Raw genomic sequence first — 24,026 nt, 5'->3', positions numbered from 1 at the left:
CTACACTCGGCCTTGGGGTATCAATCACCTGTCGACTTTGAGCGCCAATGCGCCTAACCGTTGGGTGTCCACTTTTTCGAAGGAAGTCCCAGCCGCTTCGCGGCTCGGCTTAATTCCAGCGTTAGACCGCACAGGAAACTTAATGGCTACCGTCTACAAATCAAAGATCGACTGGTGGCTGGGTGCTGTCCTGGTGATTGCGATGGTCGCTTCATTACTTGGGGCGTTGAAGGTGCTATCTGATTCTGTTTGGATAGCAGCACTGATTGGCGGCCCTGGCCTTATCATCCCACTAATTGCACTGGTGTTTACACGCTACGTGATCCGCGATCAGCAACTTATCGTGTGTAGTGGCCTATTCAAATGGACCATCCCCATCAGTGACATTTCTGGCATCACACCTACACAGGATCCGATTTCCAGTCCCGCGCTATCGCTTGACCGTTTACGTATCACCTATGGCAAATCCAAGTCAGTGCTAGTGTCGCCCCGTGATAAAGCTGGCTTTCTGCGCCAGATTGAGTCACTACGTCGCAGCGCGGTCTAACAATGCGTTCAAGCCGAAATTACATCGCTACGCCAGCCACATGGCAGGTAAAGCTTGTCATGTGGTTGGCTCCACTACGCGCCTCGGCTTAACTTAGGTGTTAGGCCGCAATGGACTCCTCTCTGATCCCCAAGCTCATCCGGCAGAGGCGGCGCTTGTTCCAAAGCTACATTGTTCATGTCGTCTGGTTCGCCGTAATGATCATCACAGCCATTGCCCATTCGTCCAAGATCGTAATTGCGGCTTCAATTCTTCTGGCGCTGGTAACGGTCCCTCCGGTCATTACCTACGCGGCTGCGGTGCACCGAACATGCCGCGCCATTGATCCAACCGCCAAGACAGTTGGCCTCATCCCAATGATCATCATGACGGTGCTGTTCACCCCATTCGAGTCTGGCATGGTGCTCCCAGCCAAGAACCTATTGGTATCTGGCAGGTTGGTGCGACAGCATCAGTCTGCTTCGGCAGGGCCCAGTATCAGACCCAGGTTTGCGGCCAGATTGCAGCAAGTTGTTGTAGTGTTCTGGCACAGGGGTTGGGGTGTGGCAGTCTTGGCGCAGGTGCCGGGTAGCTGCGGCCTAAGTCGTTCAAGCCGAAGCCGCTTCGCTCCACTGCGCGTCTCGGCTTAACTCTGGCGTTAGGGGCGATTCACACGGGGGGATTCAGGGTACTTACGCGGCCACGCGTCATCAGTCGTTTCAGCGAGATTGATCGACGCCCTTCATGAAGGGACCGCGCGGACCGGAGTTGTGATGCGAACTTGGATGTGGGCTTTTCTGCTGGCGTATGCGATTTCGGGCATCAGTTTGGTGCGGGGCGATTCCGGTGTGACCGCCCCGTCTGCTTCGCGGATCGACGTGGAGGCGTACAACCGGGGGATTGCTGCACAGGGCTGGAGCATCATTGCGCCGACGCGGCCTGTGACACGCTGCCGGAGTTGCTGGACGGCTACGCGCCGATCTATCCACCACAAGCGCTGGCAGAGGGGCTGACGGGGCTCGCGGCAGTGGTTTTCACTGTGGACGAAGAAGGCCGCCCCACAAGGTTGCGTGTGGAATCAGCGACGAATCCGGAATTCGGCGATGCGGTGCTCACGGCCGTGGAGCGGTGGTGGTTCCGCCCGGCCACGCTGCAGGGCGAGCCAGTGCGGATGACCATGCGGGTGCCGTTTCCATTCGAGCTCCCTGACCCGCCAGGTCCAGGGGAATCGCTGGCCACGGCAGTGATCATCCAGGCCACGGAAACACTGGAGGGCATCCGCGCTGAACACGCCTGGCTCAGGAGGCACCTTCCCGGCGCCGAGGTGACGCGGCAGCGCCTGCTGCAGGGCCAAGGGCCACGTGTCTATGACCAGATTGAGGTTGAGCTGCCATCCGGTGACCGGCGGGTGGTTTACTTTGACATCACCAGCTTCTTCGGCAGCGGGTTGGAGGGTGCTTCGCCATAGGCGTACTTGCTGAGCCGGCGTTCTGCGGCACTGCTCGCCAGCGCGGCGATCTCCGTCCGTTTTTTTTCCTGTGACTCCAGGCACGGCGTGATGGCCGTGCGCAGCGTGGAAACGCGTTCAATGTGAAGCCACTGCGCGTCACCAGGCACTCGTAGGCACAGCGGGTTGAACGCCCAGCTCAACTACCTGGTTCTGCTTGCACGCGGTTTCGCCTAACCCGGTCGTCAGGTAGCAAGAGAATGTGAATGAGCAAGCACTCAATCGCGTTGGCGTGTCTCATATCGCTCTCAATGTCGTGTACCGCCGATGCAACCGACTCTGCAAGCTATTCCGCATGCATGGAGCAGTCCAATAGCGTAACGAGCAATATGCTCGACTGTATCGCCGCGGAGCTTCAGACCCAGGACGCGAGGCTCAACAGCGCTTACAGGACGCTTCAAGCACAGCTGAGTTCCGAGCGCAAACAACAACTTACCGCAGCCCAGCGTCTGTGGATCCAGTATCGCGATGCGAACTGCGGGTTCTACGCTGATCCGGAAGGCGGCACCTTTGCAACGCTCGCATCAAACCAGTGCGTGCTTGATGAGACGACCCAGCGCGCAGAGGAGCTGGAGACTCTCGGCGCAGTGCACTGAGGCGGCCCTCCCCCACAGGAACGATGCAATGGCCTACATCGACGGTTTCGTGCTCGCCGTGCCCACGGCGAACAAGCAGAAGTTCACCGATCACGCCAACCTCGGCGATTCGTTCTTCGTCGAATTGGGCGCCACGCGCGTCCTGGAATGCTGGGCCGATGACGTGCCCGACGGCAAGCAGACCGATTTCCGCAAGGCGGTCCAGGCAAAGGACGACGAGACGGTAGTGTTCTCGTGGATCGAATGGCCGGACAAAGCCACGCGCGACGTCGCGTTCGCGAAGATGATGGATGGAAGCGACCCGCGCATGGATCCGGAGAAAAACCCCATGCCGTTCGACGGCAAGCGGATGATCTTCGGGGGCTTCAACCCTGTGGTCGAACTGCCCGGCAAGGGCTGAGGGCCGCCCACCGCAATACCGGACGGGGTGCGACAACCCGGGTGTCAGCCATCCCCCGCCAGCAGGCGATGACCGTGGCTGTATACCGCATGGCCATCATCGCGGGCAAAACCGATCAGGGTCAGATTGGCGCGTTCCGCGAGTGAAATCGCCAGGGCGGTGGGCGCGGACACGGCGGCCATCAGGGCTACGCCGGCGCTGGCGGCTTTCATGGCCATCTCGTAGCTGGCACGGCTGGTGACCACCACGAACCCGGCTGCCGGGTCAGCGCCTGCCGCACTCATTGCCCCGATGAGCTTGTCCAGGGCGTTGTGCCGGCCCACGTCTTCCCGCAGCAGCTGCAGGCTGCCATCCAGGGCGGCCCAGCCTGCGGCGTGGGTGGCGCCGGTGCGGGCGTTGATGGCTTGGCCGGAGCGCAGCTCGCGCAGGGCCCGCTGCAGTGCTGGCACGGTCACCCTTACATCTGCGACGACCGGCGGCGGGTATCTCAGGGCCGCCTCCAGCAGTTCGCTGCCGCAGACGCCACAGCCGCTGCGCCCGCTCATGCTGCGCCGCCGGTTCTCCAGCGCCTTGGCGCGGCTGGCGGGAATGCGCATGCGGATCTGGATGCCTTCGATCAGGTGTTCGACACTTTCGATGAGCAGATCCCCCCGCGACTCGATGATGCCTTCGCTGAGTGCAAAACCGGCGGCAAAATCCTCCAGGTCCGCGGGGGTGGCCATCATCACTGCGAACGGCTGGTCGTTGTAGACGAACGCGACCGGCACCTCTTCGGCAATGTGGTCGTCAAGCAGGCGCCCGGCATCGCCGCGCCAGCGGTGTACAGGGCGGACAACGCTGCCGGGGGTGGTGTCCGGATCGGGCGCGACAGAAGGGGAATTCAACATGTTGCCAGCATGCCGCAATCGGCCTCGGGATGCAGGCAGAGCGGTGGCCCGCCGTGCACCGGGGCTTTTCCCGGCGCGCCGCGGCGGGCATCATGCTGGCAGACCCAGAACGGAGTTCCCGATGCGCCTGCTGTTGTTGCCACTGCTGCTTGTTGGACTGGCCGGTTGCGCGCTGCTGCAGCCCGCCCCTGCCCCGGCTGATGGCATTGCACAGTCGCCCGAGCCGGAGTTGGAGCTGGAAACCACGTTCATCGTGGTCCGCCACGCAGAAAAGGCAACTGACGACCCGGAGAACCCCGTGCTTGATGCCGACGGCCAGGCCCGCGCCCGGGCGCTGGCGGAGGCGCTGGCTGATGTGCCGCTGAAAGCGATCTATTCCACCCCCACCCGGCGCACCCGCGCTACGGCAGCGCCCGTGGCAGCTGAAAAGTCGCTGGAAGTGCGCGACTACGATCCTGAGCTGCCGGCCACCGAACTGGCCACGCTGCTGCATATCCGCCACGCTGGCGATGCGGTCCTGCTGGTGGGGCACAGCAATACCGTGCCCGACATCGTCACGGCGCTGTGCGCCTGTCCGGTGGAGGCAATGAGCGAGGAAGAGTACGGCGATCTGTTCCGCGTGCGCATTGCTTCCGGCGGCAAGGCCACGCTGGAGCGCGGCCGGTTCTGAGCCATCCTGCGAACCAGAGCGCCGCAAAAAGGTGATGGCCATCACGAATCCCAGGAGCGATGGCGGGTATGGTCTGAGGGGTAAAGGGGCGTTCGTGCAGCACCAACGCTGTGCTACCAGCGCATCCAAGGGGGGAGGACCAGTATGAATTCGATGACCAGACGACTGCTGCCGCTTGTTGCCTGCGCGTTGGCGCTGGGTACCGCGACGGGAGCGCATGCACAAACCGGAACCTGTCCTCAGCTGCCCGCTGATTCGGGCCTGAGCTGGGAGCAGCGCGGGAACGACGCTTTCCTGATTTGCAGCGCGGTCGGCACTGACGGCACCGAGGCATTCGGCCTGTCACTGTCCGCCGATTCGCCGTTCCAGCCGCGACGCGCATATCGGGAAGAGCGCGGCGTGGTGGCCGGGCAGGACATCCGCTGGTATCGGGCGGAAGTCGGCACCCAGCCGGACATCCTGGTACGGGAAACGCGGGTGGAGCTCAGCCGGAACCGGGTGGCCCACATCTGGACCCGTACATCCTCGGAAGAGGCGCTGCGGGCAAACATGCGGATGGTGGAACGCCTGGATTTCGGCGATAGTCGAATGAGCAGCAACTGAGGCGCACCCGCTCCTGCCATCCAAACTCAACGAAGGCCGGCGCAAGCCGGCCTTCCTGCTTTCAGAAGCGGCCTTCCTGGAAATCCACGAATGCCTGCATCAGTTCCTCGCGGGTATTCATGACGAATGGTCCGTGGCGGGCGACCGGCTCACGCAGCGGCCGGCCGGCCACCAGGATCAGGCGCGCACCGGCGTCACCTGCCTGTAGCCGCAGCAGGCCGCCTCCGCCGAGGATGCCGATCTCCCGGGTTTCCAGCGCGCGCGCATCTTCGCCGGCGCCGACCTCAAGGTTGCCCTCGAAAGCGTAGGCAAAGGCGTTGTGGCCATCGGGCAGCGCGTATTCCCAGGTGCTGTTCGGCTGCAGTGCAATGTCGAGGTACAGCGGATCGGTCGCGGGTTGCGTGATCGGGCCGATCGTATCGCCCACGCTGCCGGCAATCACCTTCACTTCCACGCCCGCCGCGGGAGCGGTCGTGGGAATGCGCTCGGGGCCGAATTCCTGATAGCGCGGCGCGGTCATTTTGTCCTTGGCCGGCAGGTTGACCCACAGCTGGAAGCCGCGCATGCGGCCTTCCTCCTGCTCGGGCATTTCCGAATGCACCAGCCCGCGGCCGGCGGTCATCCACTGCACGGCCCCGGGTACCAGCAGGCCTTCATTGCCATGGTTGTCGCGGTGGCGCATGCGGCCGTCGAGCATGTAGGTGACGGTTTCAAAGCCGCGATGCGGATGCTCGGGAAAGCCCGCGATGTAATCCTCGGCGCGGTCGGTGCCGAATTCATCCAGCAGCAGGAAGGGATCCAGATCCTGTAGCTGGGGGCTGCCGATTACCCGGGTCAGCTTGACCCCGGCGCCGTCAGACGCGGGGATGCCGCGCAGCTTGCTGGCGATGCGGGCGTAGCGGTCGGTGTTGTTCATGGCGGGCTCCTGTGCGGGAGCAGGAATAATGGGGGCGCGCCGCCGCTTGGGCAGTCAGTGCAGATGGAACAGTGGGTTACGCACGACTGCCGATGGTCGTCTTCCACACCGACGGTGGCTGCAGGCGCCATGCGCGATGGATGCGTTGGTTGCGGGAGAAGTCGGTGGGAATGGTGGTGGGGGTGATTTCCTCGCACTGGGCAAACTCCCCCACCGCCTCCTCATCCAGGCGGAAGCGGCGGAAGTTGTTGCTGAAGTACAGCACGCCCCCCGGCGTCAGCCTGGCGACCGCGGCCTGCAGCAGGCGCACATGTTCGCGCTGGATATCGAAATCGTTGGCGCGCGCGGAGTTGGAGAAGGTGGGCGGGTCGCAGAAGATCAGGTCGTACTGGCCGCGCTCGGCCTCAAGCCAAGCCACAGCGTCGGCCTGCACCATGCGGTGGTCGCTGCCACCAATGCCGTTTTCGCCCAGGTTGTCGACCAGCCACTGCAGGTAGGTGGCGGACAGATCCACGCTGGTGGTTTGTGCCGCGCCGCCCATGGCGGCCTGCACGGTGACCACGCCGGTGTAGCAGAACAGGTTGAGGAAGCGCTTGCCTTGCGCTTCTGCACCGATGCGGGCGCGCAGCGGGCGATGATCGAGGAACAAGCCGGTATCCAGATAATCGAACAGGTTCACCCGCAGCCGCGCCGGGCCTTCGTTCACCACGATGTAGTCGCCACGCGCGTCCATTCGCCCGTATTTGCTGCCGCCTTTGCCGCGGGTGCGGGTCTTGACAGCAATGCGCTCCTGGGGGAGCTCAAACACCTCGCGGGCGGCAGCCAGCAGATCGCCGAGGCGGCGCCGGGCGGTCTGCTCCGGGATGGTGGCTGGCGGGGCGTATTCCTGCACGTGCAGCCAATGCCGATCCGGGGCGCCGGCTTCGGTATAGACATCGATTGCGGCGGCGTATTCCGGCAGGTCGGCATCGTAGATGCGGAAGCAACCGACACCTTCGCGCGCGCGCCAGGTTTTGAGCCCGCGCAGGTTCTTGCGCAGCCGGTTGGCCACCATCTGCGCGCCCTCGCCCAGCGGCCGGGGGGCGGAGGTTTCTCGCTTGGCCGGGGCAACGTTGTCACAGACGATGAGGCTGCACTCGAGCGAACCGTTCCACAGCCGGTAGCGCTTGCGGGCCCGCAGGCGGGTGGCGAAAGCCAGCTCTTCATCGCCACACAGCAGGCTGGCGCGCCAGCCGGGAGCCGCTGCGGCCAGGGCGTCGCCCAATGCGCGGTACAGCGCCGGGTCGGCCGCCAGGCGGGCGTCATAAGGTGGGTTGCACACTGCCAGGCCCGTTATGGCCTGCGCGTCGACACCGGCACCAAGCGCTGGGAATGTATCGGCCAGGCGCTCGATCGGGGCGACCCGGAAGTTGATCGAATCGGCCAACCCGGCCGCCGCGGCGTTGGTGATGGCCGCATCGATGGCCCGCCGGTCGATATCGCTGCCGTAAAAGGCCGGACGCAATGCGGCACGGCCGGTCTGCTCACGCACCATGGCCTCCTGCCACAGGTCGTTCCAGGTTTCGCGGTCGAATCCGGGCCACCGGGTGGGCAGGATGGCCTGGTCAATCTGCGTGCCGGCCTGCGTACCCGCGTGACCAGCCAGCGTACGCAGCCGCAGCAGGCCCGGGGCTACATCGGCCGCCATCAGCGCGCCTTCGATCAGCAGGGTGCCGCTGCCGCACATCGGATCCAGCAGCCCGCCGCCATCGGCGTATACCCGTGGCCAATCGCCGCGCAGCAGTACGGCCGCGGCCAGGTTTTCCTTCAGCGGGGCTTCGCCCTGGGCCTTGCGCCAGCCTCGGCGGTGCAGCGGTCCGCCACCCAGGTCCACGGACAGCAGCGCCCTGCCCTTGCGCACCACCAGGTTCAGACGCAGGTCGGGCCGCTCCAGATCCACGTCGGGGCGGGTGCCGTCGCGCTCGCGCATGGCATCGACCACCGCGTCCTTGGTGCGCTGGGCGGCGTAGCGGGCGTGGGTGATGGCGGTGCCGGACACGTGCGCATCCACGGCAAGCGTCATACCGGAAGTCAGGTGTTCATGCCAATCCAGCGCGCGGGCACCGTCGTAGAGGGCGTGCTCATCAGGGCAGTCCCAGTCGGCCAGCGGCCACAGCACCCGGCTGGCGGTGCGCGCCCACAGCGCGGCGCGCTGGGCGACAGCCAGGCTGCCGGTGGCGTTGACGCCGGCCACGGTGGCGGTGGCTTTTTCACAGCCCAGCGCCAGCAGCTCATCGGCAAGCAGGTATTCCAGGCCTTTGGCGCAGGAGACAAAGAAATTCATGGCGACAGGTTACAGGGCGCCGGGCCACGCAAGTGGCGCCGGGGGTGGCAGGCAGGCGGTCCGCGGAAGCCGCGGAGTTGCCTGGTTACAGGGAGGAAAGCAGCTCGGCGAACGCGTCGGCGGACGCCTGCACGTGGCGTTCCAGCCGGTGATTGTCATCCACCAGCAGCAGGCGGGCGCGGCGCGGGCGGGCCCAGTCGATCACGTGGGCCGCGTCAATCAGCTCATCGTCCCAGCCGTGCACGATCGAGATCGGCACCTCGGCTGCATCCAGCGCCGGCGCCGGACTCAGACGTGCGGGTGGCGCCATCAGGAACAGCCCCGCCACGGGGACCTGCAGCGAGACCCGTCCGGAGATCCAAGCGCCCAAGCTGGAACCGGCCAGCACCAAGGGCCCGCGCGCGGCCGCACCCTGGGCGCACTTGAGCAGGCGCTGCAGCCTGCTGGGCACATCGCCCAGGTCGCTGATCTCCTGACGGGCGTCCAGATCGGTGTAGTCGGGTCGCTCGTGGGTCCATCCCAGACGTTCACACACCTCGGTCAGCGCGGTCACCTTGGTGGCGCCCGGGCCGCTCTCGAAGCCGTGGGAAAGGATGACGTGGCCGCGTGCGCTCATGCCCGCGCTCCGCTGTCATCGTTGCAACACGCAAACTTATCCATGGAGGAATGCTAGAGCATTTGCCGGCCGCCAGGACGTCACGCCTGCGGTTGTGCGGCGATAAATCGCCTAGCATCGGCACATGGCCGCTTCCGCACCCTCCATCACCCGCCAGCATCTGCCTTACGTCGAGCGCCTGGGCCACCGCACGGTCGATGACATCGACCTGGTGGTGATCCACTGCACCGAGCTGCCGGACATGGCCATGGCCCGCGAATACGGCGAGCGCATCCTGTATCCAGACGCCGGCACCGGCGCGGCCGGGCACTGGTACGTGGACCGCGACGGCGCGATCACCGAATACGTGCCGGCCGAACGCATCGCCCACCACGTGCGCGGCTGGAACCCGCGCTCGGTGGGGATCGAGCTGGTCAATATCGGCCGCTACCCGCACTGGTACGACAGCGGACACCAGGCCATGACCGAGCCCTACACCGGTCCGCAGATCGAAGCGTTGCTCCACCTGCTGCGGTACCTGCGGGCCACGCTGCCACAGCTGCGCTGGATCGCCGGCCACGAGGTTCTGGATACCGATCGCATGCAGGCCAGCGACAACCCGGCGCTGACGGTGGCCCGCAAGGTGGATCCAGGCCCGCTGTTTCCCTGGGACGAGGTGCTAGCGCGGATTCCGCTGGAGCGGCTGCCCACATAGCAGGCAGGATCCTGCCTGCGCCAGCCCAAGGCCGGCAGGTACAATTGCGGCCCCTTGAAACGGCCCGCAGCGCGCATGCCCTCCCCCGCTTCCGAACTGATTGATCTGCTCTCGCTGGAACGCCTGGAACAGGACCTGTTCCGCGGCCAGAGCCGCGATATCGGCACCCGCTACGTGTTCGGCGGCCAGGTGCTGGGCCAGGCGCTGTCGGCGGCCCAGGCCACCATGACCCATCCGCGGCCGGCGCACTCGCTGCACGCCTACTTCCTGCGCGCCGGCGATGTGGACCATCCGATCGTGTACGAGGTGGACCGCACCCGCGATGGCGGATCGTTCTCGGTGCGCCGTGTGACCGCCGTGCAGCACGGCAAGGTGATCTTTTTCTGCGCGGCCTCGTTTCAGGAGGCCGAACAGGGCGCCGAACACCAGCTGTCGATGCCGGAGGTTCCCCGGCCCGAGGACATCACACCGTTGCCGCCGCTGTCGGCGCAGGCACTGGAGAAGCTGCCGACCAAGGTGCAGCGATGGCTGGACCGGGCCGGGCCGTTTGAATTCCGGCACGTGTACCCGCGCGACGATCTGGATCCGCCCAAGCGCCCGCCCTACCAGCAGGTCTGGTTCCGCCTTGCCGAAAAGGTGGGCGACGCCCCCGAGCTGCACCGTGCGCTGCTGGCCTATGCCTCGGATTTCCACCTGCTGGGCACGGCGACCTTCCCGCACGGGATCAGCTACTACCAGCCCCACGTGCAGATGGCTTCGCTGGATCACGCGCTGTGGTTCCACCGCCCGTTCCGCGCCGACGAGTGGCTGCTGTATTCGATCGACAGCCCGAGCGCCAGCGGCTCACGCGGCCTTGCCCGCGGCATGATCTACGATATCCAGGGCCATCTGGTAGCAAGCACTGCCCAGGAAGGCCTGATCCGCATGGCCGCGGTTGCGGCCGGTGAAGTGAAGCAATGAGACAGATTTTCAGCAGCATGCGGGTGGAGAACGTGGAGCGCCTGGCGCAGATCATGCGCGAGGACGGGATCGAGGTGCAGATCACCAACGGCCGCTCCTACAGGAGCGGGCGCCGGCGGGTTTTCAACTACCGCGACACCCCACCCGCCCGGCAGCAGCCCGCACTGTGGGTGGTGCGCTCGGAAGACCAAGCCCGGGCGCGCCAGCTGATGCGCGACATCGGCATGCCCGGGCCCACCACCCGCCCGATCACCGACAGCTACCTGTCATCGGCGGACCTGCCTCCGATCACCCCGGAAAAGCCGCAGCAGACGCCGCGGCAGCGGAAGATCATGCGCTATCGGCGCCTGCTGCTGGTGGCAATCGCGATCCTGGCCGCACTGGTTATCGGCCGCTCGTTCTAAGCGTGCGCTGCGGTCGCAGTTCATCCTGGCTCAGGAAGCCATCGCGGTTGTCATCCATCCAGGCGAAGCTGGCCAGCAGGCGCGGCATCTTTTCCTCGACTTCCACCCGGCTCAGCACGCCGTCGCCATTGAGGTCGGCGGCGGTGAAGCGCTCCTGGAAACGACGCTCGCGCTCGGCTTCGCGCTGCGGGCGCTGGGCCTGCTGCCAGGCACGCAGCTCGGTGCGAACGATGTAGCCGTCACTGTTGGTATCAATCGCATCGAACTGCTCCAACAGCGAGCCGCCGCCCATGCCGCCCATGCCGCGATGACCGCGCTGCCCCCGCTCGCCCTTCCCCGTCCGGCCGGTGCGTTCCGCGCGCTCGGTCCGTGCCTGGGCGGCCTGCTCCAGTTCTGCACGGCTGATGCGGCCGTCACCATCGGTATCCAGGCGCGCGATACCCCCGCCCATTGTCATTCCAGGGCCCGCGTGGCCGAAGCGATGGCCGCGGTGATGGTGCTTGCCGCCACGACGCGCCTGCGTTTCCGATGCGTCTGCACGTTCTGAGGCGTTGGCGGCGCGATCTGCAACTTGGGCCGGATCTGCCGCGAAGGCCTGTGAGGACAGTGCGCCAAGGGCGATGACGGTGGCTGCGAACAGGGATGTGGTCTTCATTGGTGAACTCCTGGTACGGCGGCGCCATGCCACCTGTGTACCGGTCAACGCAGCTGTCCCCGCCATGGTTGACCCTCGCCGGAATGCGTTCAGCAGGCGGACAGTCGCAGCAAACGCGACCGGGAGCAGTATGCTGGCCGCATGGGTGACTCCGAATCCCTGCGCCTGTTCCACACCGGCCAGCATCCCTGCGGCTACTGGCCCGAGCGCACGGCGCGCGACCTGGTGCTGGATCCGCATGATCCGCGGCTGCCTGGCTTCTATGCCCGGGCACTGCAATGGGGGTTCCGCCGCTCCGGCGACATCGTGTACCGGCCGCACTGCCAAGGCTGCCGCGCCTGCGTTGCGGTGCGGATCCCGGTCGAGCAGTTCCAGCCAAACCGCAGCCAGCGACGCTGCCTGTCCAGCAATGCCGACGTGCAGATGCGGGTGCTCCCGACCGAGCGCACCGAAGAACAGCTGGCCCTGTACCAGCGCTACCTGCAGGCGCGTCATCCCAAGGGCGGCATGGATGCGCACGGCGCAGCCGAATTCGACCAGTTCCTGGTGGGCAGCTGGACCAGCGGCCGGTTCCTGGAGCTACGCAGCGGCGGGCGCCTGCTGGCGGTGGCCGCCACTGACATGGTTGAGGACGCCCTGTCGGCTGTTTACACGTTTTTTGAACCGGACGAAACTGCGCGCGGCCTCGGTACGCTGGCGATCCTGCACCAGATCCAATGGGCCCAGCGCGAGGGCCGCACGCACCTGTACCTGGGCTACTGGATCGACGGCCACGGCAAGATGGACTACAAACGCAGGTTCCGCCCGCTGGAGTCGTTCGACGGCCGCGGCTGGCGTCCGTTTGACTGAAGGCCCTGCCAACCGATGAAGCTCCGTCCGCTGCGCTCCCTGATCCTGCTGTCCGCCGTTCTCGCATTGGCCGCCTGCGTGCGCGTCAATGTGTACGGCGACCCGGCCCTTTCGCGTTCCGCCATGACCGATACGCTCCGCATCGCCAGCTACAACGTGTCCCTGTACTCGGATGAGGCCGGCGGCCTGATGCAGCGCCTGGAGGAAGCCGACGAGGGCGCCAGCCGGGTCGCGGCGGTATTGCAGCGGGTGCGGCCGGATATCGTGCTGCTCAACGAGTTCGATTACGTCGCCGATGGCAGTGCGGCCGACCTGTTCCAGCGCGCGTACCTTGAGCGTGCGCAGCCCGGCGGGGGGCAGCCGCTGCGCTACCCCTACCGCTACCTTGCTCCGGTCAACACCGGCGTGCCCAGCGGACTGGACCTGGACGGCGACGGCACCGTGGGCGGCGAAGGCCGCGCGCGCGGCAACGATGCCTGGGGCTACGGCCTGCACCCGGGCCAGTACGGCATGCTGCTGCTCTCACGCCACCCGATCGATGCCGACGCGGTACGCACCTTCCAGCTGTTGAAGTGGAATGACATGCCGGACGCCCGCCGGCCACTGGATCCGGACACCGGTGCGCCCTGGCACCCGGAAGGAGTCTGGACCCAGCTGCGCCTGTCTTCCAAGTCGCACTGGGATGTGCCGGTACGCACTCCGCGCGGAGTGGTCCACGTACTGGCCTCCCACCCCACGCCGCCGGTGTTCGACGGTCCGGAGAAGCGCAACCAGGCGCGCAACGCCGACGAAATCCGGCTGTGGGAGGAGTATCTCTCCGGCGGCGAGCTGCCGTGGCTGTGCGATGACGCCGGCCGCTGCGGCGGGCTGGCGGCGGACGCGCGTTTCGTGATCCTGGGCGACCTCAACAACGATCCCGCCGACGGCGCCGGCGTGCTCGGGGCAATCCTGGGTCTGTTGGAACATCCGCGCGTGCTGCGCCATCGCACGCCGCGCAGCGAAGGGGCGGTGCATTCGGCCCTGACGGCTGGCGGCGCCAACCTGGAGCACCGCGGCGCCCACGCCCACGACACCGCGGATTTCGGTCCGCGCAATGGCAATCTGCGGGCCGACTATGCGCTGCCCTCCACCGGCTTCGACTATCTGGGCGGGCAGGTGTACTGGCCGCCACCGGATGATCCCTCCGCCGCAATCGTGGAAGGCAGCGACCACCGGCTGGTGTGGGTGGACCTGCGGATTCGATAGCGGCCCCAGGCTCAGGCCTGGCCCTCCACCCCCCGAGGGCCGAAGCCGAAGCTGGAATCGCTGTCGGTGGAGACGATCATCTTCACCATGCTGCCCGGCACCATCATTTCCAGCCTGACATCGCGACCTTCGGGCGTATGTCCGTGCAGGGTCATTTCGATCCAGGCGCCGCCGGTGTCGATCTCGTCGCAGGCCACGTGCACGCCCAACGGGCCTTCCCGCAGGTAGGGCTTGATCGCTTCGCCCAGCGTTTCCAACGCCTGCGGAAAAAAGAACACTGCGTATCCGTCGTTGCCTTTCATGCGTCCCCTTGTGGATGGCGGCTGCACGCTGCGCGCGGCCCGCTCCCGGAGGGTAGCGGCCCGCAGGCACGCTGGGCCAGCCCAAAGCGGAATAATTGACGAATTGATATCACTTTGATATCAATCTATTCCAACCATCCAGCGGAGCGCTGTACTGACCATGGAACATGCACTGGTGATTCCGCTGATCGTCGCTGCCAGCAGCGTGCCGGCCTTCCTGGCTGCCCGCGCCTTTGCCAGTGACCGGCCGCGGCTGGCCACGCTGATGCGGCTGGTGGGCATGGCGATCCTGGCCGGCGCCCTGGGCCTGGCCTGGGCCGGTGAAGACCGCTCCAGACAGTTGGCGGTTGCCGTAGGGGTCGCCCTGGCGGTAAACGGACTGGGACTGTTCGTGCTCTGGGACATCCTGCGAAGGCGACGCCGGGATGGCAGATGATGTCCCAGAAGAAGAGCTATCCGCTGCGCATCAACGCCGACATCCTGGCTGCGGTGCAACGCTGGTCCGATGACGAGCTGCGCAGCCTGAACGCGCAGATCGAATACGTACTGCGCGATGCGCTGCGCAAGGCCGGGCGCCTGCCCGCCAAACCACAGCTGAAAGGGGAGGGCAATTGAGCAGAAAATGGAGCTACCAGACGATCAAGCTGATATCCGTCGCATCCCAGGGAGCCGGCTATCCGGTATTTGCCTACCTCAAGAAGGAGTTTTGACATGACACATCGCACGATCCGTTTCGCCCTCGCCCTGCTTGCAGCCTTTGCCTTTTCCAGCGCCTGGGCACAGAGCCCGTCGGAACGGGCGCTGCAGGTGCTTGACCACTTGGATACTGGCCAGATTGAAGAGGTCACCGCCACGTTCACCGATGAGATGGCGGCTGGCCTGGACGCCGCCACCCTGGGCCAGCTGTGGGCCTCGCTTCCCCAGCAGCTCGGCGCCCTGCAGCAGCGCGGCACGCCGCAGGAACAGCGTCAGGACGACCACGACGTGGTGGTGGTGCCGCTGCAGTACGAGCGTGCCGCAGCCAACGCCATCCTGAGCTTCAACGACGCAGGCCAGCTGGCTGGACTGTTCGTGCAGCCCGCGCAGCCCGCGGCACCTGCGCCTGCCGCCCCGCAGCCGGTCGAACCCGAAGAAGATCAGTAATCCTGTACCCGGCCGGCGACAACCCGTCGCCGGCCGCCAGAAAGGACACAGCACATGGCCCGATTGATGGAACGACTGGGTGGCCTGCTCCTGGCCCTGCTGGTCTGCGGCACTGCCACGGCCACCGGCTTCAGTGAGCAGGATCTGGAGATTGTCCCGGGCGACTTCGCGCTGCCCGCCACCCTGGCGCTGCCCGGCGGCGAAGGTCCCTTCTCCGCCGTGGTGCTGGTGCACGGCTCCGGCCCCAACGACCGCGATGGCACCATCGGCCCCAACCACCCGTTGCGCGACATCGCACAGGGTCTGGCCGAACGGGGGATCGCCACGCTGCGCTATGACAAGCGCACACGGGTGTATCCCATCGCCGCCGCATTCGATCCGGACTTTGACCTGGACCGGGAAAGCACGGCCGACACAGTGGCCGCCGTGGCGCTGTTGAAGGAACTGCCGGGCATCGATCCGGAGCGCGTGTTCGTATTCGGCCACAGCCTGGGGGCGATGCTCACCCCGCGGATCGTTGGGCGCTCGGGCGCTGCCGGAGGGATCCTGTTCGCTACTGCGGCGCGGCCGCTGCTGGACCTGATGCCGGAACAGGTCCAGCGCATGGGGGATCTGCGTAGCGCCGATGCGGCGCAAACCCAGGCGTCGGTGGACGCCATCAATGACGCCATTGCCCGCCTGCGCGCAGGCGAAGAGGTGCCGGACATCCAGCAGCGGCTGGGCGCGTCGGCCGCCTATTTCCGCAGCACCGAGGCGCTCGACCCGGTGGCCGAGGCGCGAGCCCTGGATCGGCCGCTGCTGGTGATGCACGGCGGACTGGACATCCAGGTAACCGATACCGACTGGGCAGCCTGGCAAGCGGCGTTCGAAGGCGATGCGCGGGTCACCCTGAAGTATTGGCCGGAGCTCGGGCATCTGGGGATTTCTGCCGACGTGGAAGATCCGCTCGCCACCTACCAGCAACCGGGCCCGGTGAGCCCGGCGCTGATTGATGCGGTGGCCGCGTGGATCAGGGAGCACTGACGATGGCAAAGACGATCGGCGTGCGCCGGCGACCGGCGAACCTGCTCAACACTGCTGAGGTCGAGGTGTGGCCCGGCGGCCTGCTGCAGGCCCGCGCGAACCACGACGCACGCCTGCTGACCCGCGCCCGGCGGGTGCTGCGGCGCAAGCGCGACGGCCGTTACCTGGCGGCAGTACTTCCCGATGGGCTGGTACCGCTGCTGCCGCGGTGGAAATGCGAGCCCGGGATCGATGAGGCCCTTCGCGCGCTCCGCGCCCACCCCGGCCACCTGCGCCCGGGTATTGAACCGGTCGACACCCTCCCCTTGCACCGCTTGCACGAACGGCTCGGGGCACTGGGAGTTGATGCGGGCAGCTATGCCAGCCGTACCGGGCTGGAACTGGTTGCGGAACCGGCCTGGTTGACCTTCGCCGGCTTCGACCGCTACCGCCGGGCACTATGGCTGCACGTGGAGGCCGCCGGCGCCTGGCTGCGCATGTGCGAGGCGGCGCGGGGCGACGGCGTGGTGCTGGAAGCCATCTCCGGATACCGCAGCCACGATTACCAGCTGGGCATTTTCGCCCGCAAGCGCGCCCGGGGTGAGCAGGTGGAGCAGATCCTGCAGGTCAACGCGGCGCCGGGCTACAGCGAGCACCATTCCGGGCTGGCGCTGGATATCAGCGCGCCGGGCGAGCCGCCAGCCGAGGAGTCATTCGAATCCACCGCGGCCTTTGTCTGGCTGCGCGAGAAGGCCCCAGCGCACGGCTTCCACATGAGCTATCCGCGAGGCAATCCACACGGGATCGTCTACGAGCCGTGGCACTGGCGCTTTGCACCGGCCCGGCGGAGTGCGCCTATTCCTGCGAGCGCTTGACCGGCTCCACTGCCCCGCTGGCCGCGTCGGCGATCCGCCACAGGTAGAGGCTGGCGCAGGTGCGCCAGGGCGCCCAGCGTTCGCCCCGCTCACGCAGCTGACGGGGCGTGGGCAGGGAATCCAGGCCGTCGATCACCTGCACGCCCTTGCGCACGCCCAGGTCGTCGACCGGCAGCACGTCGGGCCTCCCCAGGCGGAACATCAGCATCATTTCCACCGTCCAGCGGCCAATGCCGCGGGTCGGCACCAGGGCTTTGATGATCTGCTCCTGATCCATCCAGGCCATGCGGCGGGTGCTGGGAATTTCGCCCCGCGCCTCACGCGCAGCCAGGTCACGCAGCGCCAGGGCCTTGTTGCCGGACACGCCGCAGGCCCGCAGGGCGGCATCGTCGATCCGGCCCAGGGTATCTGTATGTAGCCGCGGGCTGCCGATGGCGGCCTCCACGCGGGCAACGATCGTGGCGGCGGCCTTGCCGCTCAGCTGCTGGTAGAGGATGGCCCGGGCCAGCGCGTCGACCGGGTCGAACGCCTGTTTCCAGCGCCGCTCCGGCTCCAGCGGGCCGATCCTGCGCATCCAGGCCCCGAGCGCGGGGTCAATCCGCATCAGCTGGCGGCGGGCCGCCTGCTGATCAAATCCACGCCGGTAGTGGGCCATGGCGGTCAGTCCCGTAGCAGGTCGACGGCCAGCGTCAGCCAGCCCAGGATCATCAAGCTCCCGCCCAGCGGCGCTGCGGCGGTCGGCCAGCCCAGCAGGGCGGCGCCCGCCAGGCTTCCGGAAAACAACAGCGTGCCGGCAAACAGCAACAGCAGCGCAGCCATGCGCAGACGGCGGGCCGGCAGCGGCGCCAACAGGGCCAGCGCCACGCCATGGCCGAATGCGAACACGGCCGCAGTCTGCAGCCATGCCTGAGCGGCACCGTCGACGCCGTGGGAGGCGTAGGCCGCCATCGCCACTGCCAGGCCCGCACACAGGGCGCCCAGCGCCGCCAGGATGGAGCGTCCACCTCCGGCACCCGGCCGGCCTGTCTCTACAGTCATCACGCTCTCCACCTCTCCAAACGCAACACGCCGCACCCTGGGGGCGCGGCGTGTTGGTCAAACACCATGATGCAGTGCGACGCTGGCCGTTACTGCTTCACGGTCCAGTACACCTCGTACTCGCCTTCCGGCGTGAACGAGTCCTCGATGCCGGACTTGTACAGCTCGAACGGACGGCCGGTGACCTCATGACCCTGGGTCATTGCCCAGGCGCGGATCGCGTTGCGCACGTTCTCCAGCTCGGCCATGAAGCCGGTGTAATCACCGCCTGCCACGACGCTCGGCTCGGTACGCATGTATTCCACCGGGCCAAGCAGGTCGAGATCGGCCAGTTCGCCTTCATCGGCCATTGGCTGGACTGCAGCGGTAGCCGCCTCAGCCTCTTCACCATTGCCCTCTTCCTCGCCGTTTTCGTCCGCGGCGGGGCCGCTGCCTGCGGTACGCACCGGCTGGACGACGTCGAAGTTGTAGGTGTCGCGACCCAGTTCCGTGGTAACGATCCGCATCGGACCGGCCGCTTCCAGGTTGTTGGCAGCCATGGTGCGGTTGATCCACTCCATGTTGCTTTCCATCGAACTCTTGATCTCGGCGGTGCGACGCTCGATCGCACCGGCTCGGACCGCCAGCAGGTTCTCTGCCGGGCGCTCGACCACGCGCAGGTTCTCCAGGGTGCTGCCTTCAACGGCGTAATCCACGTTCGGCACCGAAGAGAGCATGTTGCTCAGCCGGCTCAGGCCCAGGGCCATGCCGTCACCCACGCTGCGGCTGACGTACAGGCCGGCGTAGCGACCGATCAGGTTCCAGCCGTAGTCGACGCTGTAGGTCTGGGTGATCTGGAGGTTGCGGCCGCCGCGACCGGTCGGACGCAGGGCAAAGGTGGTCTGTTTGTTGCTGCCCTGGCGATCATCCTCGATCGCGATCTTCACTTCGCGGCGCGGCACGGACTCGACGATCGTCCAGGTACCGGTACCAACCGTGCGCACATCGGAACGGTAGGACATGGTGGCGCCTTCACCCGCTTCCGGGCCGGAGCGATCCAGACTCATGCCCGGATCGTAAAGCGCCATGGGATGCCACTCATGGAAGCGGCGGAAACTGTTGATCGTGTCGAACACGATGGTCTGACGGCGGTTGGTTTCCACCTGCTCGACCAGCGTGCGGTTGGCGGGCAGCAATACGCCAACCACAACGAACAGCACGGCGACGATCACCAGGGAAATCAGAATTTCGAGCAAACGGGTCATTCAGGGTTCTCCACACCTATATCCAGCCGTGCCGGCTCGCAAGCGGGCAATCCTAACAAGTTGAGAGGTCATGAGCGAGACCGGAATTGCATTTCCGGCACTGATCCGCATCCCCCGGCCACCCTTCACGGCCAAAGCCGGGCCAGGTACGCCGGAACATGCGTGGGCAAGCGCTTCACCGGGCATTACACCAGCCCCAGCTCGAACGCCTTCAGGACCGCACGAGTGCGATCGCGGACCCCCAGCTTGCTCAGTATGTTTGAAACATGGTTTTTGATGGTGCCTTCGGCCACGCCGAGGGAGTTGGCGATCTCCTTGTTGGAAAATCCGCCTGCCATCAGCCGCAGAATCTCGGTCTCACGGTCGGTGAGCGGATCAGGACGGTCGAGGCTGACGAATTCGTTGCGCATGTGTTCCAGGCCCGACAGCAGGCGCTGGGTCATCGCCGGCTGCACCAGCGAGCCGCCGCCGGCCACCGTGCGGATCGCGCCGACCAGCTGCTCCAGGGACACGTCCTTGAGCAGGTAGCCTTTGGCGCCCGCCTTGAGCCCGGCCAGCACCAGCTGGTCGTCGTCGAAGGTGGTCAGGATGATGGTGGGTGGCAGCCGCTTTTCACGTGACAGCATCTGCAGCGCTTCCAAGCCGGACATCACCGGCATGCGCATGTCCATCAGCACCACGTCGGGCGCCGCCTGCGGAATCACTTCCACGGCCTGCTTCCCGTCCGAGGCCTCAGCCACCACTTCAATGCCGTCGTCCAGCGCCAGCAGCGAGCGGATGCCCTGCCGGACCAGGGTCTGGTCGTCTACCAGGCAAACTCGGATCATGGGCTTCTCCGTTGCTTTGATCATGATAGGGCCTCAGGGCTCCACACGGTTTCAGGGCTCCGCGGCCAACGAGGATTCGTCCGCCAGCCCGCCCGGCTGGTCGGCCGGGTCGTCAACCGGCAGCTCCAGGTCAAGCGCGAACCCTTCGCCGGGGGCGGTGCGGACCACCATCTTCCCACCGTACGCGGTCAGCCGCTCGCGCATGCCCCGCAATCCGTTGCCGAAGCCTTCCAGGTTGGCGCCGCGCCCGTCGTCCTGCGCCCGCAGCCGGATCCAGCCGCCTTCCACGCTGTAATCCAGTTCCAGCCGCTGCGCCTGGGCGTGGCGCACCGTATTGGTGATGATTTCCTGGGTGCAGCGCAGCAGCACGTGGGACCGCTCTGCGTCATCGATCAGGAATGGATCGGGCATGCGCATTTCCACTGCCAGGCCGGGCACGTTTTCGGCCAACGGCCTGAGCGTGGCGCTCATGTCTAGGGCGCCGTCGTCGCGGATCTGGCTGACCGCCTCGCGCACGTCGCTCAGCAGCAGCTTGGCCAGGGTATGGGCCTGGCCCACATGCTCTTGGGCGGCGCCGGAGGTGAGGTGGTTGGCCACTTCCAGATTCAGGCTGAGCGCGGTCAGGTGATGGCCCAGCAGGTCGTGCAATTCGCGGGCGATGCGGGTGCGCTCGTTCACACGCACGCTTTCGGCCAGCAGGGCGCGGGTGGCGCGCAGTTCCGAATTCAGCCGCCGCTGTTCGTCCCGGGCCTGGGCCTGCTGCCGGGCCACCAGTGCGGTGGTGAACACGAAACTGGAAAAGCCCATGTAGCCCAGCGCCTGCAACACACCCACCAGCAGGGGAAAGCCGAGCGGGCCGGTATAGATGGGCAGGACCGCCATGTTGCCCACCACCAGCCAGGCCACGCCGATCCGCAGTGGCAGGATCCAGGGCAGCAGCCCAGCCACCACCATCAGCAGGATGCTGCCCAGGGCGGTGCCGGACAGGTAGCTGACCCCGATGGCGCAGCAGGTCAGCAGCAGCAGGCCGAAATGGTCCCAGGCGCCGGGCTTGCGATCGCCCAGGGAGCGGGTGATCCGCCAGTAGGCCGCCCCGAACAGCAGGTACACCACCAGCCAGCGCAGGATCAGCAGCACCGGCTCCCCGCCCAGCTCGTCGAGCGGAAGCGACTGCGGATCGATCAGGAAAATGATCAGCCACAGTCCCACCGCGGCCCATGTAAACAGGCCTGCGTAACGCAGCATCCGGCTGTTGCCAATGCGGACCAGCATGTTTTCCCGCGCATCGCCCAAAGTCAGGGCGCAGGGTTATCGAACGGCCCTGTTCGCGCAAGGCCGGAAAGGCATGGCCGACCCCATAGCGGTCGGCGGCAGATCGCGGGGCGCGTCCGCCACGTTCGCCGCCCATGGCTGCCTGTGCGATAATTCCTGAGCTGTAGAGCGCCCGCTTCCCGAGGAGCGGATCTCCCCCGGAGTCTGTGAATGTCGACCCTGATCCGCGACGTGTACGAACACGAGCTGGATTCCATCCTTGCCCTGAACAACGCTGCCGGGCCGGCCATCCTGCCGCTGGACGCCGCACGTCTGCGCCATTTTTTCGACACCGCAGATTATTTCCGGGTCGCCGAGAACGACGGCAACGTGGCCGGGTTCCTGGTGGGGTTCGGATCCGGATCGGACCATGACAGCAGCAATTTCTCCTGGTTCGGCGAGCGCCACGCGTCTTTTTTCTATATCGACCGGATCGTGGTGGCCAGCCGCCGCCGCGGTGGTGGCGTGGGCCGCGCCTTTTATGCCGATGTGCAGAGTTTCGCCGAGGCCCGCTGGCCGCTGCTGACCTGTGAAGTGCTGATCGAGCACGACAGCGATCCCGCGCGCCTGTTCCACGGCGCGTTCGGCTTCCAGGAGGAAGGCCAGCACGTGATGCCGAAGATCGACGTACGTGCCTCGATGCTGGTCAAGAAGATGTGCAGCTACCCCTGGATCCGCGAACGCTACGGCGATCGCCTGCCTGACGTACCGTGGCTGCTTCAGCCGCGCCGACACCGGGATGACCCGGCCGAGCGAGCAACTGGAACCTGATGATGGTGAGTGATTTCGAGCCGGCGGGCGAACTGAAGTTCGGCCAGGTCGGTATTGCCAACCTGCGCGTGCGCACCCTGGACGTGGCGCGCCTGGGCGCGGAGATGCGCGAGCGGGTGCAGCGCGCGCCAAAAATGTTTGATCGCGCCGCGCTGGTGATCGATTTCGGCGGCCTGCCGGCGATTCCGGATGCCGCCACTGCCCGCACCCTGCTGGACGCCCTGCGTTCGGCGGGGGCCTTGCCCGTCGCCCTGGCCTGGGGCAGCGGCGACAACGAGGCGCTGGCGGTGCAGCTTGGAATGCCGGTCCTGGCCCGTTTCCGCGCCCAGTACGAGCGCGCCGACGGCTCCACGCCCGCCCCGCCCCAGCCGGCGGCAGCGGCGCCAGAGCCGGCCCCCGCGCCCGCTCCGCAGTCCCAGGCGGCCGCTGGACAGCCGGGCATGATCGTGCCGAACTCGGTGCGCTCGGGTCAGCAGGTGTACGCGGACAATCGCGACCTGACGGTGCTCAATGCGGTCAGCGCAGGTGCGGAAGTCCTGGCCGATGGCTCCATCCACATTTATGGCCCGCTGCGCGGACGAGCGCTGGCCGGCGCCCAGGGCAATGCGAAGGCGCGCATTTTCTGCCGCGCCTTCCACGCCGAACTGGTGGCTGTGGCCGGCCAGTACAAAGTACTGGACGATATTTCAAAAGACCTGCACGGCAAGGCCGTACAGGTCTGGCTGGAAGACGAAGAGTTGAAGATCGAGGCGCTTGAATAGCGCCCGATTTCATGATTCGGTGGCCACCAGCCGCCGCATCTGCAGTACCCAGGACAATAACAACCAACGATCCACACGGAGATCACGACATTGGCCGAAATCATCGTAGTCACCTCAGGCAAGGGCGGCGTGGGCAAGACAACCAGCAGCGCCAGCATCGCCAGCGGCCTGGCCCGGCGTGGCCACAAGACCGCGGTGATCGATTTTGACGTCGGCCTGCGCAACCTCGACCTGATCATGGGTTGCGAGCGCCGGGTGGTGTACGACTTCGTCAACGTGGTCCAGGGCGAGGCTTCGCTCAGGCAGGCCATGATCAAGGACAAGCGCTTTGACAACCTGTTTGTGCTGGCCGCATCGCAGACCCGCGACAAGGACGCGCTGACCCGCGAGGGCGTCGAGCGCGTGCTCAAGGAAATGGCGGACGATGGCTTTGATTACATCGTCTGCGATTCCCCGGCCGGCATCGAAAAGGGTGCTTTCCTGGCCATGTACTTCGCCGACAAGGCGATCGTGGTGGTCAACCCGGAAGTGTCCTCGGTGCGCGACTCCGACCGCATCATCGGCCTGCTGCAGTCCAAGACCCAGCGCGCCGAAGCCGGCGAATCGGTGGAGGAATACCTGCTGCTGACCCGTTACAGCCCCAGCCGGGTCGAAACCGGCGAAATGCTCTCGATCACCGACGTGGAAGAGGTGCTGGGACTGAAGACGATCGGGGTGATCCCGGAGTCCAGCGACGTGCTCAACGCCTCCAACAAGGGCGAGCCGGTGATCCTGGACATGGAGTCGGGCGCCGGCCAGGCCTACGACGACGCCGTTGCGCGGCTGCTGGGCGAGGACCGGCCGATGCGCTTCACCCAGCTGGAGAAAAAGGGTTTCTTCAGCAAGCTGTTCGGGGGTTGAG

Annotated in this window: 30 protein-coding genes; 19 read left to right on the top strand and 11 right to left on the bottom strand. The window is 66.3% G+C overall.

Annotated features, from left to right (window positions below):
* The 4 genes from ACW7G3_RS13370 to ACW7G3_RS13355 form a co-directional block, all read left to right on the top strand.
* The coding region (locus tag ACW7G3_RS13370) for a PH domain-containing protein (protein ID WP_456983338.1) at window positions 1-547 on the top strand (547 nt) is incomplete at its 5' end.
* A gap of 937 nt (window positions 548-1,484) precedes the next feature.
* Entirely contained in the window at window positions 1,485-1,994 is a 510-nt protein-coding gene (locus ACW7G3_RS13365) for an energy transducer TonB (protein ID WP_456983336.1), read from the top strand.
* A 338-nt stretch (window positions 1,995-2,332) separates the two neighbouring features.
* On the top strand, window positions 2,333-2,629 hold the full coding sequence (locus tag ACW7G3_RS13360; RefSeq protein WP_456983334.1) for a lysozyme inhibitor LprI family protein: 297 nt from the start codon (window positions 2,333-2,335) through the stop codon (window positions 2,627-2,629).
* A gap of 28 nt (window positions 2,630-2,657) precedes the next feature.
* A complete protein-coding gene (locus ACW7G3_RS13355) occupies window positions 2,658-3,029 on the top strand; it encodes a DUF1428 domain-containing protein (protein WP_456983332.1) in 372 nt (123 codons plus the stop codon).
* A 44-nt stretch (window positions 3,030-3,073) separates the two neighbouring features.
* On the opposite strand, the gene fdhD is transcribed toward ACW7G3_RS13355, so the two are convergent.
* Window positions 3,074-3,913 (bottom strand): formate dehydrogenase accessory sulfurtransferase FdhD, encoded by an 840-nt coding sequence (fdhD, locus tag ACW7G3_RS13350; RefSeq protein WP_456983345.1) that lies wholly within the window; start codon window positions 3,911-3,913, stop codon window positions 3,074-3,076.
* Window positions 3,914-4,037: 124 nt separating this feature from the next.
* Here fdhD and ACW7G3_RS13345 point away from each other — a divergent pair, with 124 nt between their 5' ends.
* Together ACW7G3_RS13345 and ACW7G3_RS13340 are read left to right on the top strand one after the other, a co-directional pair.
* Window positions 4,038-4,586 (top strand): histidine phosphatase family protein, encoded by a 549-nt coding sequence (locus tag ACW7G3_RS13345; protein WP_456983331.1) that lies wholly within the window; start codon window positions 4,038-4,040, stop codon window positions 4,584-4,586.
* Window positions 4,587-4,739: 153 nt separating this feature from the next.
* Window positions 4,740-5,189, top strand: coding sequence for a hypothetical protein (locus tag ACW7G3_RS13340; RefSeq protein ID WP_456983330.1), 450 nt, complete (start codon window positions 4,740-4,742; stop codon window positions 5,187-5,189).
* A 61-nt stretch (window positions 5,190-5,250) separates the two neighbouring features.
* On the opposite strand, the gene ACW7G3_RS13335 is transcribed toward ACW7G3_RS13340, so the two are convergent.
* From ACW7G3_RS13335 to ACW7G3_RS13325, 3 genes are all read right to left on the bottom strand, one after another.
* Window positions 5,251-6,105 (bottom strand): pirin family protein, encoded by an 855-nt coding sequence (locus ACW7G3_RS13335; protein WP_456983328.1) that lies wholly within the window; start codon window positions 6,103-6,105, stop codon window positions 5,251-5,253.
* Window positions 6,106-6,181: 76 nt separating this feature from the next.
* Window positions 6,182-8,428 (bottom strand): bifunctional 23S rRNA (guanine(2069)-N(7))-methyltransferase RlmK/23S rRNA (guanine(2445)-N(2))-methyltransferase RlmL, encoded by a 2,247-nt coding sequence (gene rlmKL / locus ACW7G3_RS13330; RefSeq protein WP_456983327.1) that lies wholly within the window; start codon window positions 8,426-8,428, stop codon window positions 6,182-6,184.
* An 85-nt stretch (window positions 8,429-8,513) separates the two neighbouring features.
* Window positions 8,514-9,044 (bottom strand): hypothetical protein, encoded by a 531-nt coding sequence (locus ACW7G3_RS13325; protein WP_456975941.1) that lies wholly within the window; start codon window positions 9,042-9,044, stop codon window positions 8,514-8,516.
* A gap of 124 nt (window positions 9,045-9,168) precedes the next feature.
* Between ACW7G3_RS13325 and ACW7G3_RS13320 the strand changes: the two genes are divergently transcribed.
* The 3 genes from ACW7G3_RS13320 (at window position 9,169) to ACW7G3_RS13310 (ending at window position 11,102) form a co-directional block, all read left to right on the top strand.
* The gene (locus ACW7G3_RS13320) at window positions 9,169-9,738 is read left to right on the top strand and encodes an N-acetylmuramoyl-L-alanine amidase (RefSeq protein ID WP_456983325.1); all 570 of its coding nucleotides are present in this window, start codon (window positions 9,169-9,171) and stop codon (window positions 9,736-9,738) included.
* 75 nt (window positions 9,739-9,813) lie between these two features.
* Window positions 9,814-10,698: an acyl-CoA thioesterase II gene (gene tesB / locus ACW7G3_RS13315; protein ID WP_456975945.1), complete on the top strand. Its 885-nt coding sequence runs from the start codon at window positions 9,814-9,816 to the stop codon at window positions 10,696-10,698.
* Window positions 10,695-11,102 carry a pathogenicity-like protein gene (locus ACW7G3_RS13310; protein ID WP_456975947.1) on the top strand — a complete coding sequence of 136 codons (408 nt, stop codon included), beginning with the start codon at window positions 10,695-10,697 and terminating at the stop codon, window positions 11,100-11,102. Before tesB ends, ACW7G3_RS13310 begins: the two co-directional genes overlap by 4 nt.
* Here the strand turns inward: ACW7G3_RS13310 and ACW7G3_RS13305 are convergent.
* Window positions 11,083-11,757: an EF-hand domain-containing protein gene (locus tag ACW7G3_RS13305; protein WP_456983324.1), complete on the bottom strand. Its 675-nt coding sequence runs from the start codon at window positions 11,755-11,757 to the stop codon at window positions 11,083-11,085. The genes ACW7G3_RS13310 and ACW7G3_RS13305 overlap by 20 nt on opposite strands.
* Window positions 11,758-11,898: 141 nt before the next feature.
* On the opposite strand from ACW7G3_RS13305, the gene ACW7G3_RS13300 reads away from it, so the two are divergent.
* Window positions 11,899-12,606 (top strand): arginyltransferase, encoded by a 708-nt coding sequence (locus tag ACW7G3_RS13300; RefSeq protein ID WP_456983323.1) that lies wholly within the window; start codon window positions 11,899-11,901, stop codon window positions 12,604-12,606.
* Between the two features lie 15 nt (window positions 12,607-12,621).
* Window positions 12,622-13,851 carry an endonuclease/exonuclease/phosphatase family protein gene (locus ACW7G3_RS13295; protein WP_456983321.1) on the top strand — a complete coding sequence of 410 codons (1,230 nt, stop codon included), beginning with the start codon at window positions 12,622-12,624 and terminating at the stop codon, window positions 13,849-13,851.
* A gap of 11 nt (window positions 13,852-13,862) precedes the next feature.
* On the opposite strand, the gene ACW7G3_RS13290 is transcribed toward ACW7G3_RS13295, so the two are convergent.
* On the bottom strand, window positions 13,863-14,153 hold the full coding sequence (locus ACW7G3_RS13290; RefSeq protein WP_456975955.1) for a hypothetical protein: 291 nt from the start codon (window positions 14,151-14,153) through the stop codon (window positions 13,863-13,865).
* A gap of 160 nt (window positions 14,154-14,313) precedes the next feature.
* On the opposite strand from ACW7G3_RS13290, the gene ACW7G3_RS13285 reads away from it, so the two are divergent.
* The 5 genes from ACW7G3_RS13285 to ACW7G3_RS13265 all read left to right on the top strand — a co-directional run bounded on the left by ACW7G3_RS13285 (window position 14,314) and on the right by ACW7G3_RS13265 (window position 17,173).
* The gene (locus tag ACW7G3_RS13285; protein WP_456983319.1) at window positions 14,314-14,589 is read left to right on the top strand and encodes a hypothetical protein; all 276 of its coding nucleotides are present in this window, start codon (window positions 14,314-14,316) and stop codon (window positions 14,587-14,589) included.
* Window positions 14,589-14,768 carry an Arc family DNA binding domain-containing protein gene (locus ACW7G3_RS13280; protein ID WP_456983318.1) on the top strand — a complete coding sequence of 60 codons (180 nt, stop codon included), beginning with the start codon at window positions 14,589-14,591 and terminating at the stop codon, window positions 14,766-14,768. The genes ACW7G3_RS13285 and ACW7G3_RS13280 overlap by 1 nt, the downstream gene beginning before the upstream one ends.
* Window positions 14,769-14,864: 96 nt before the next feature.
* Window positions 14,865-15,296 (top strand): DUF3887 domain-containing protein, encoded by a 432-nt coding sequence (locus tag ACW7G3_RS13275; RefSeq protein WP_456983316.1) that lies wholly within the window; start codon window positions 14,865-14,867, stop codon window positions 15,294-15,296.
* 54 nt (window positions 15,297-15,350) lie between these two features.
* Window positions 15,351-16,319, top strand: a complete 969-nt coding sequence (locus tag ACW7G3_RS13270; RefSeq protein ID WP_456983314.1) for an alpha/beta hydrolase family protein — start codon at window positions 15,351-15,353, stop codon at window positions 16,317-16,319.
* A gap of 2 nt (window positions 16,320-16,321) precedes the next feature.
* Window positions 16,322-17,173 (top strand): M15 family metallopeptidase, encoded by an 852-nt coding sequence (locus ACW7G3_RS13265; protein WP_456983312.1) that lies wholly within the window; start codon window positions 16,322-16,324, stop codon window positions 17,171-17,173.
* On the opposite strand, the gene ACW7G3_RS13260 is transcribed toward ACW7G3_RS13265, so the two are convergent.
* The 5 genes from ACW7G3_RS13260 to ACW7G3_RS13240 all read right to left on the bottom strand — a co-directional run bounded on the left by ACW7G3_RS13260 (window position 17,154) and on the right by ACW7G3_RS13240 (window position 21,554).
* Window positions 17,154-17,828, bottom strand: coding sequence for a DNA-3-methyladenine glycosylase family protein (locus ACW7G3_RS13260; RefSeq protein ID WP_456983311.1), 675 nt, complete (start codon window positions 17,826-17,828; stop codon window positions 17,154-17,156). The two genes, ACW7G3_RS13265 and ACW7G3_RS13260, sit on opposite strands and share 20 nt — an antisense overlap.
* Window positions 17,829-17,833: 5 nt before the next feature.
* Window positions 17,834-18,211, bottom strand: coding sequence for a DUF423 domain-containing protein (locus tag ACW7G3_RS13255; RefSeq protein WP_456983309.1), 378 nt, complete (start codon window positions 18,209-18,211; stop codon window positions 17,834-17,836).
* 89 nt (window positions 18,212-18,300) lie between these two features.
* Entirely contained in the window at window positions 18,301-19,455 is a 1,155-nt protein-coding gene (locus ACW7G3_RS13250) for a polyketide cyclase (RefSeq protein ID WP_456983307.1), read from the bottom strand.
* 185 nt (window positions 19,456-19,640) lie between these two features.
* Window positions 19,641-20,282 (bottom strand): response regulator, encoded by a 642-nt coding sequence (locus ACW7G3_RS13245; protein ID WP_456975973.1) that lies wholly within the window; start codon window positions 20,280-20,282, stop codon window positions 19,641-19,643.
* 51 nt (window positions 20,283-20,333) lie between these two features.
* Entirely contained in the window at window positions 20,334-21,554 is a 1,221-nt protein-coding gene (locus ACW7G3_RS13240; RefSeq protein ID WP_456983306.1) for a sensor histidine kinase, read from the bottom strand.
* A 210-nt stretch (window positions 21,555-21,764) separates the two neighbouring features.
* Here ACW7G3_RS13240 and ACW7G3_RS13235 point away from each other — a divergent pair, with 210 nt between their 5' ends.
* The 3 genes from ACW7G3_RS13235 (at window position 21,765) to minD (ending at window position 24,025) form a co-directional block, all read left to right on the top strand.
* Window positions 21,765-22,364: a GNAT family N-acetyltransferase gene (locus tag ACW7G3_RS13235; protein WP_456975977.1), complete on the top strand. Its 600-nt coding sequence runs from the start codon at window positions 21,765-21,767 to the stop codon at window positions 22,362-22,364.
* Window positions 22,364-23,125: a septum site-determining protein MinC gene (gene minC / locus ACW7G3_RS13230; protein ID WP_456983305.1), complete on the top strand. Its 762-nt coding sequence runs from the start codon at window positions 22,364-22,366 to the stop codon at window positions 23,123-23,125. The genes ACW7G3_RS13235 and minC overlap by 1 nt, the downstream gene beginning before the upstream one ends.
* Before the next feature lie 90 nt (window positions 23,126-23,215).
* Window positions 23,216-24,025 carry a septum site-determining protein MinD gene (gene minD, locus ACW7G3_RS13225; protein ID WP_456975981.1) on the top strand — a complete coding sequence of 270 codons (810 nt, stop codon included), beginning with the start codon at window positions 23,216-23,218 and terminating at the stop codon, window positions 24,023-24,025.
* Window position 24,026 lies beyond the last annotated feature (1 nt).

The sequence above is a fragment of the Luteimonas sp. A478 genome, from assembly GCF_054052025.1.
Note: the sequence above shows the minus strand (reverse complement) of the source record. Positions and strands in the feature narration are given on the sequence as shown.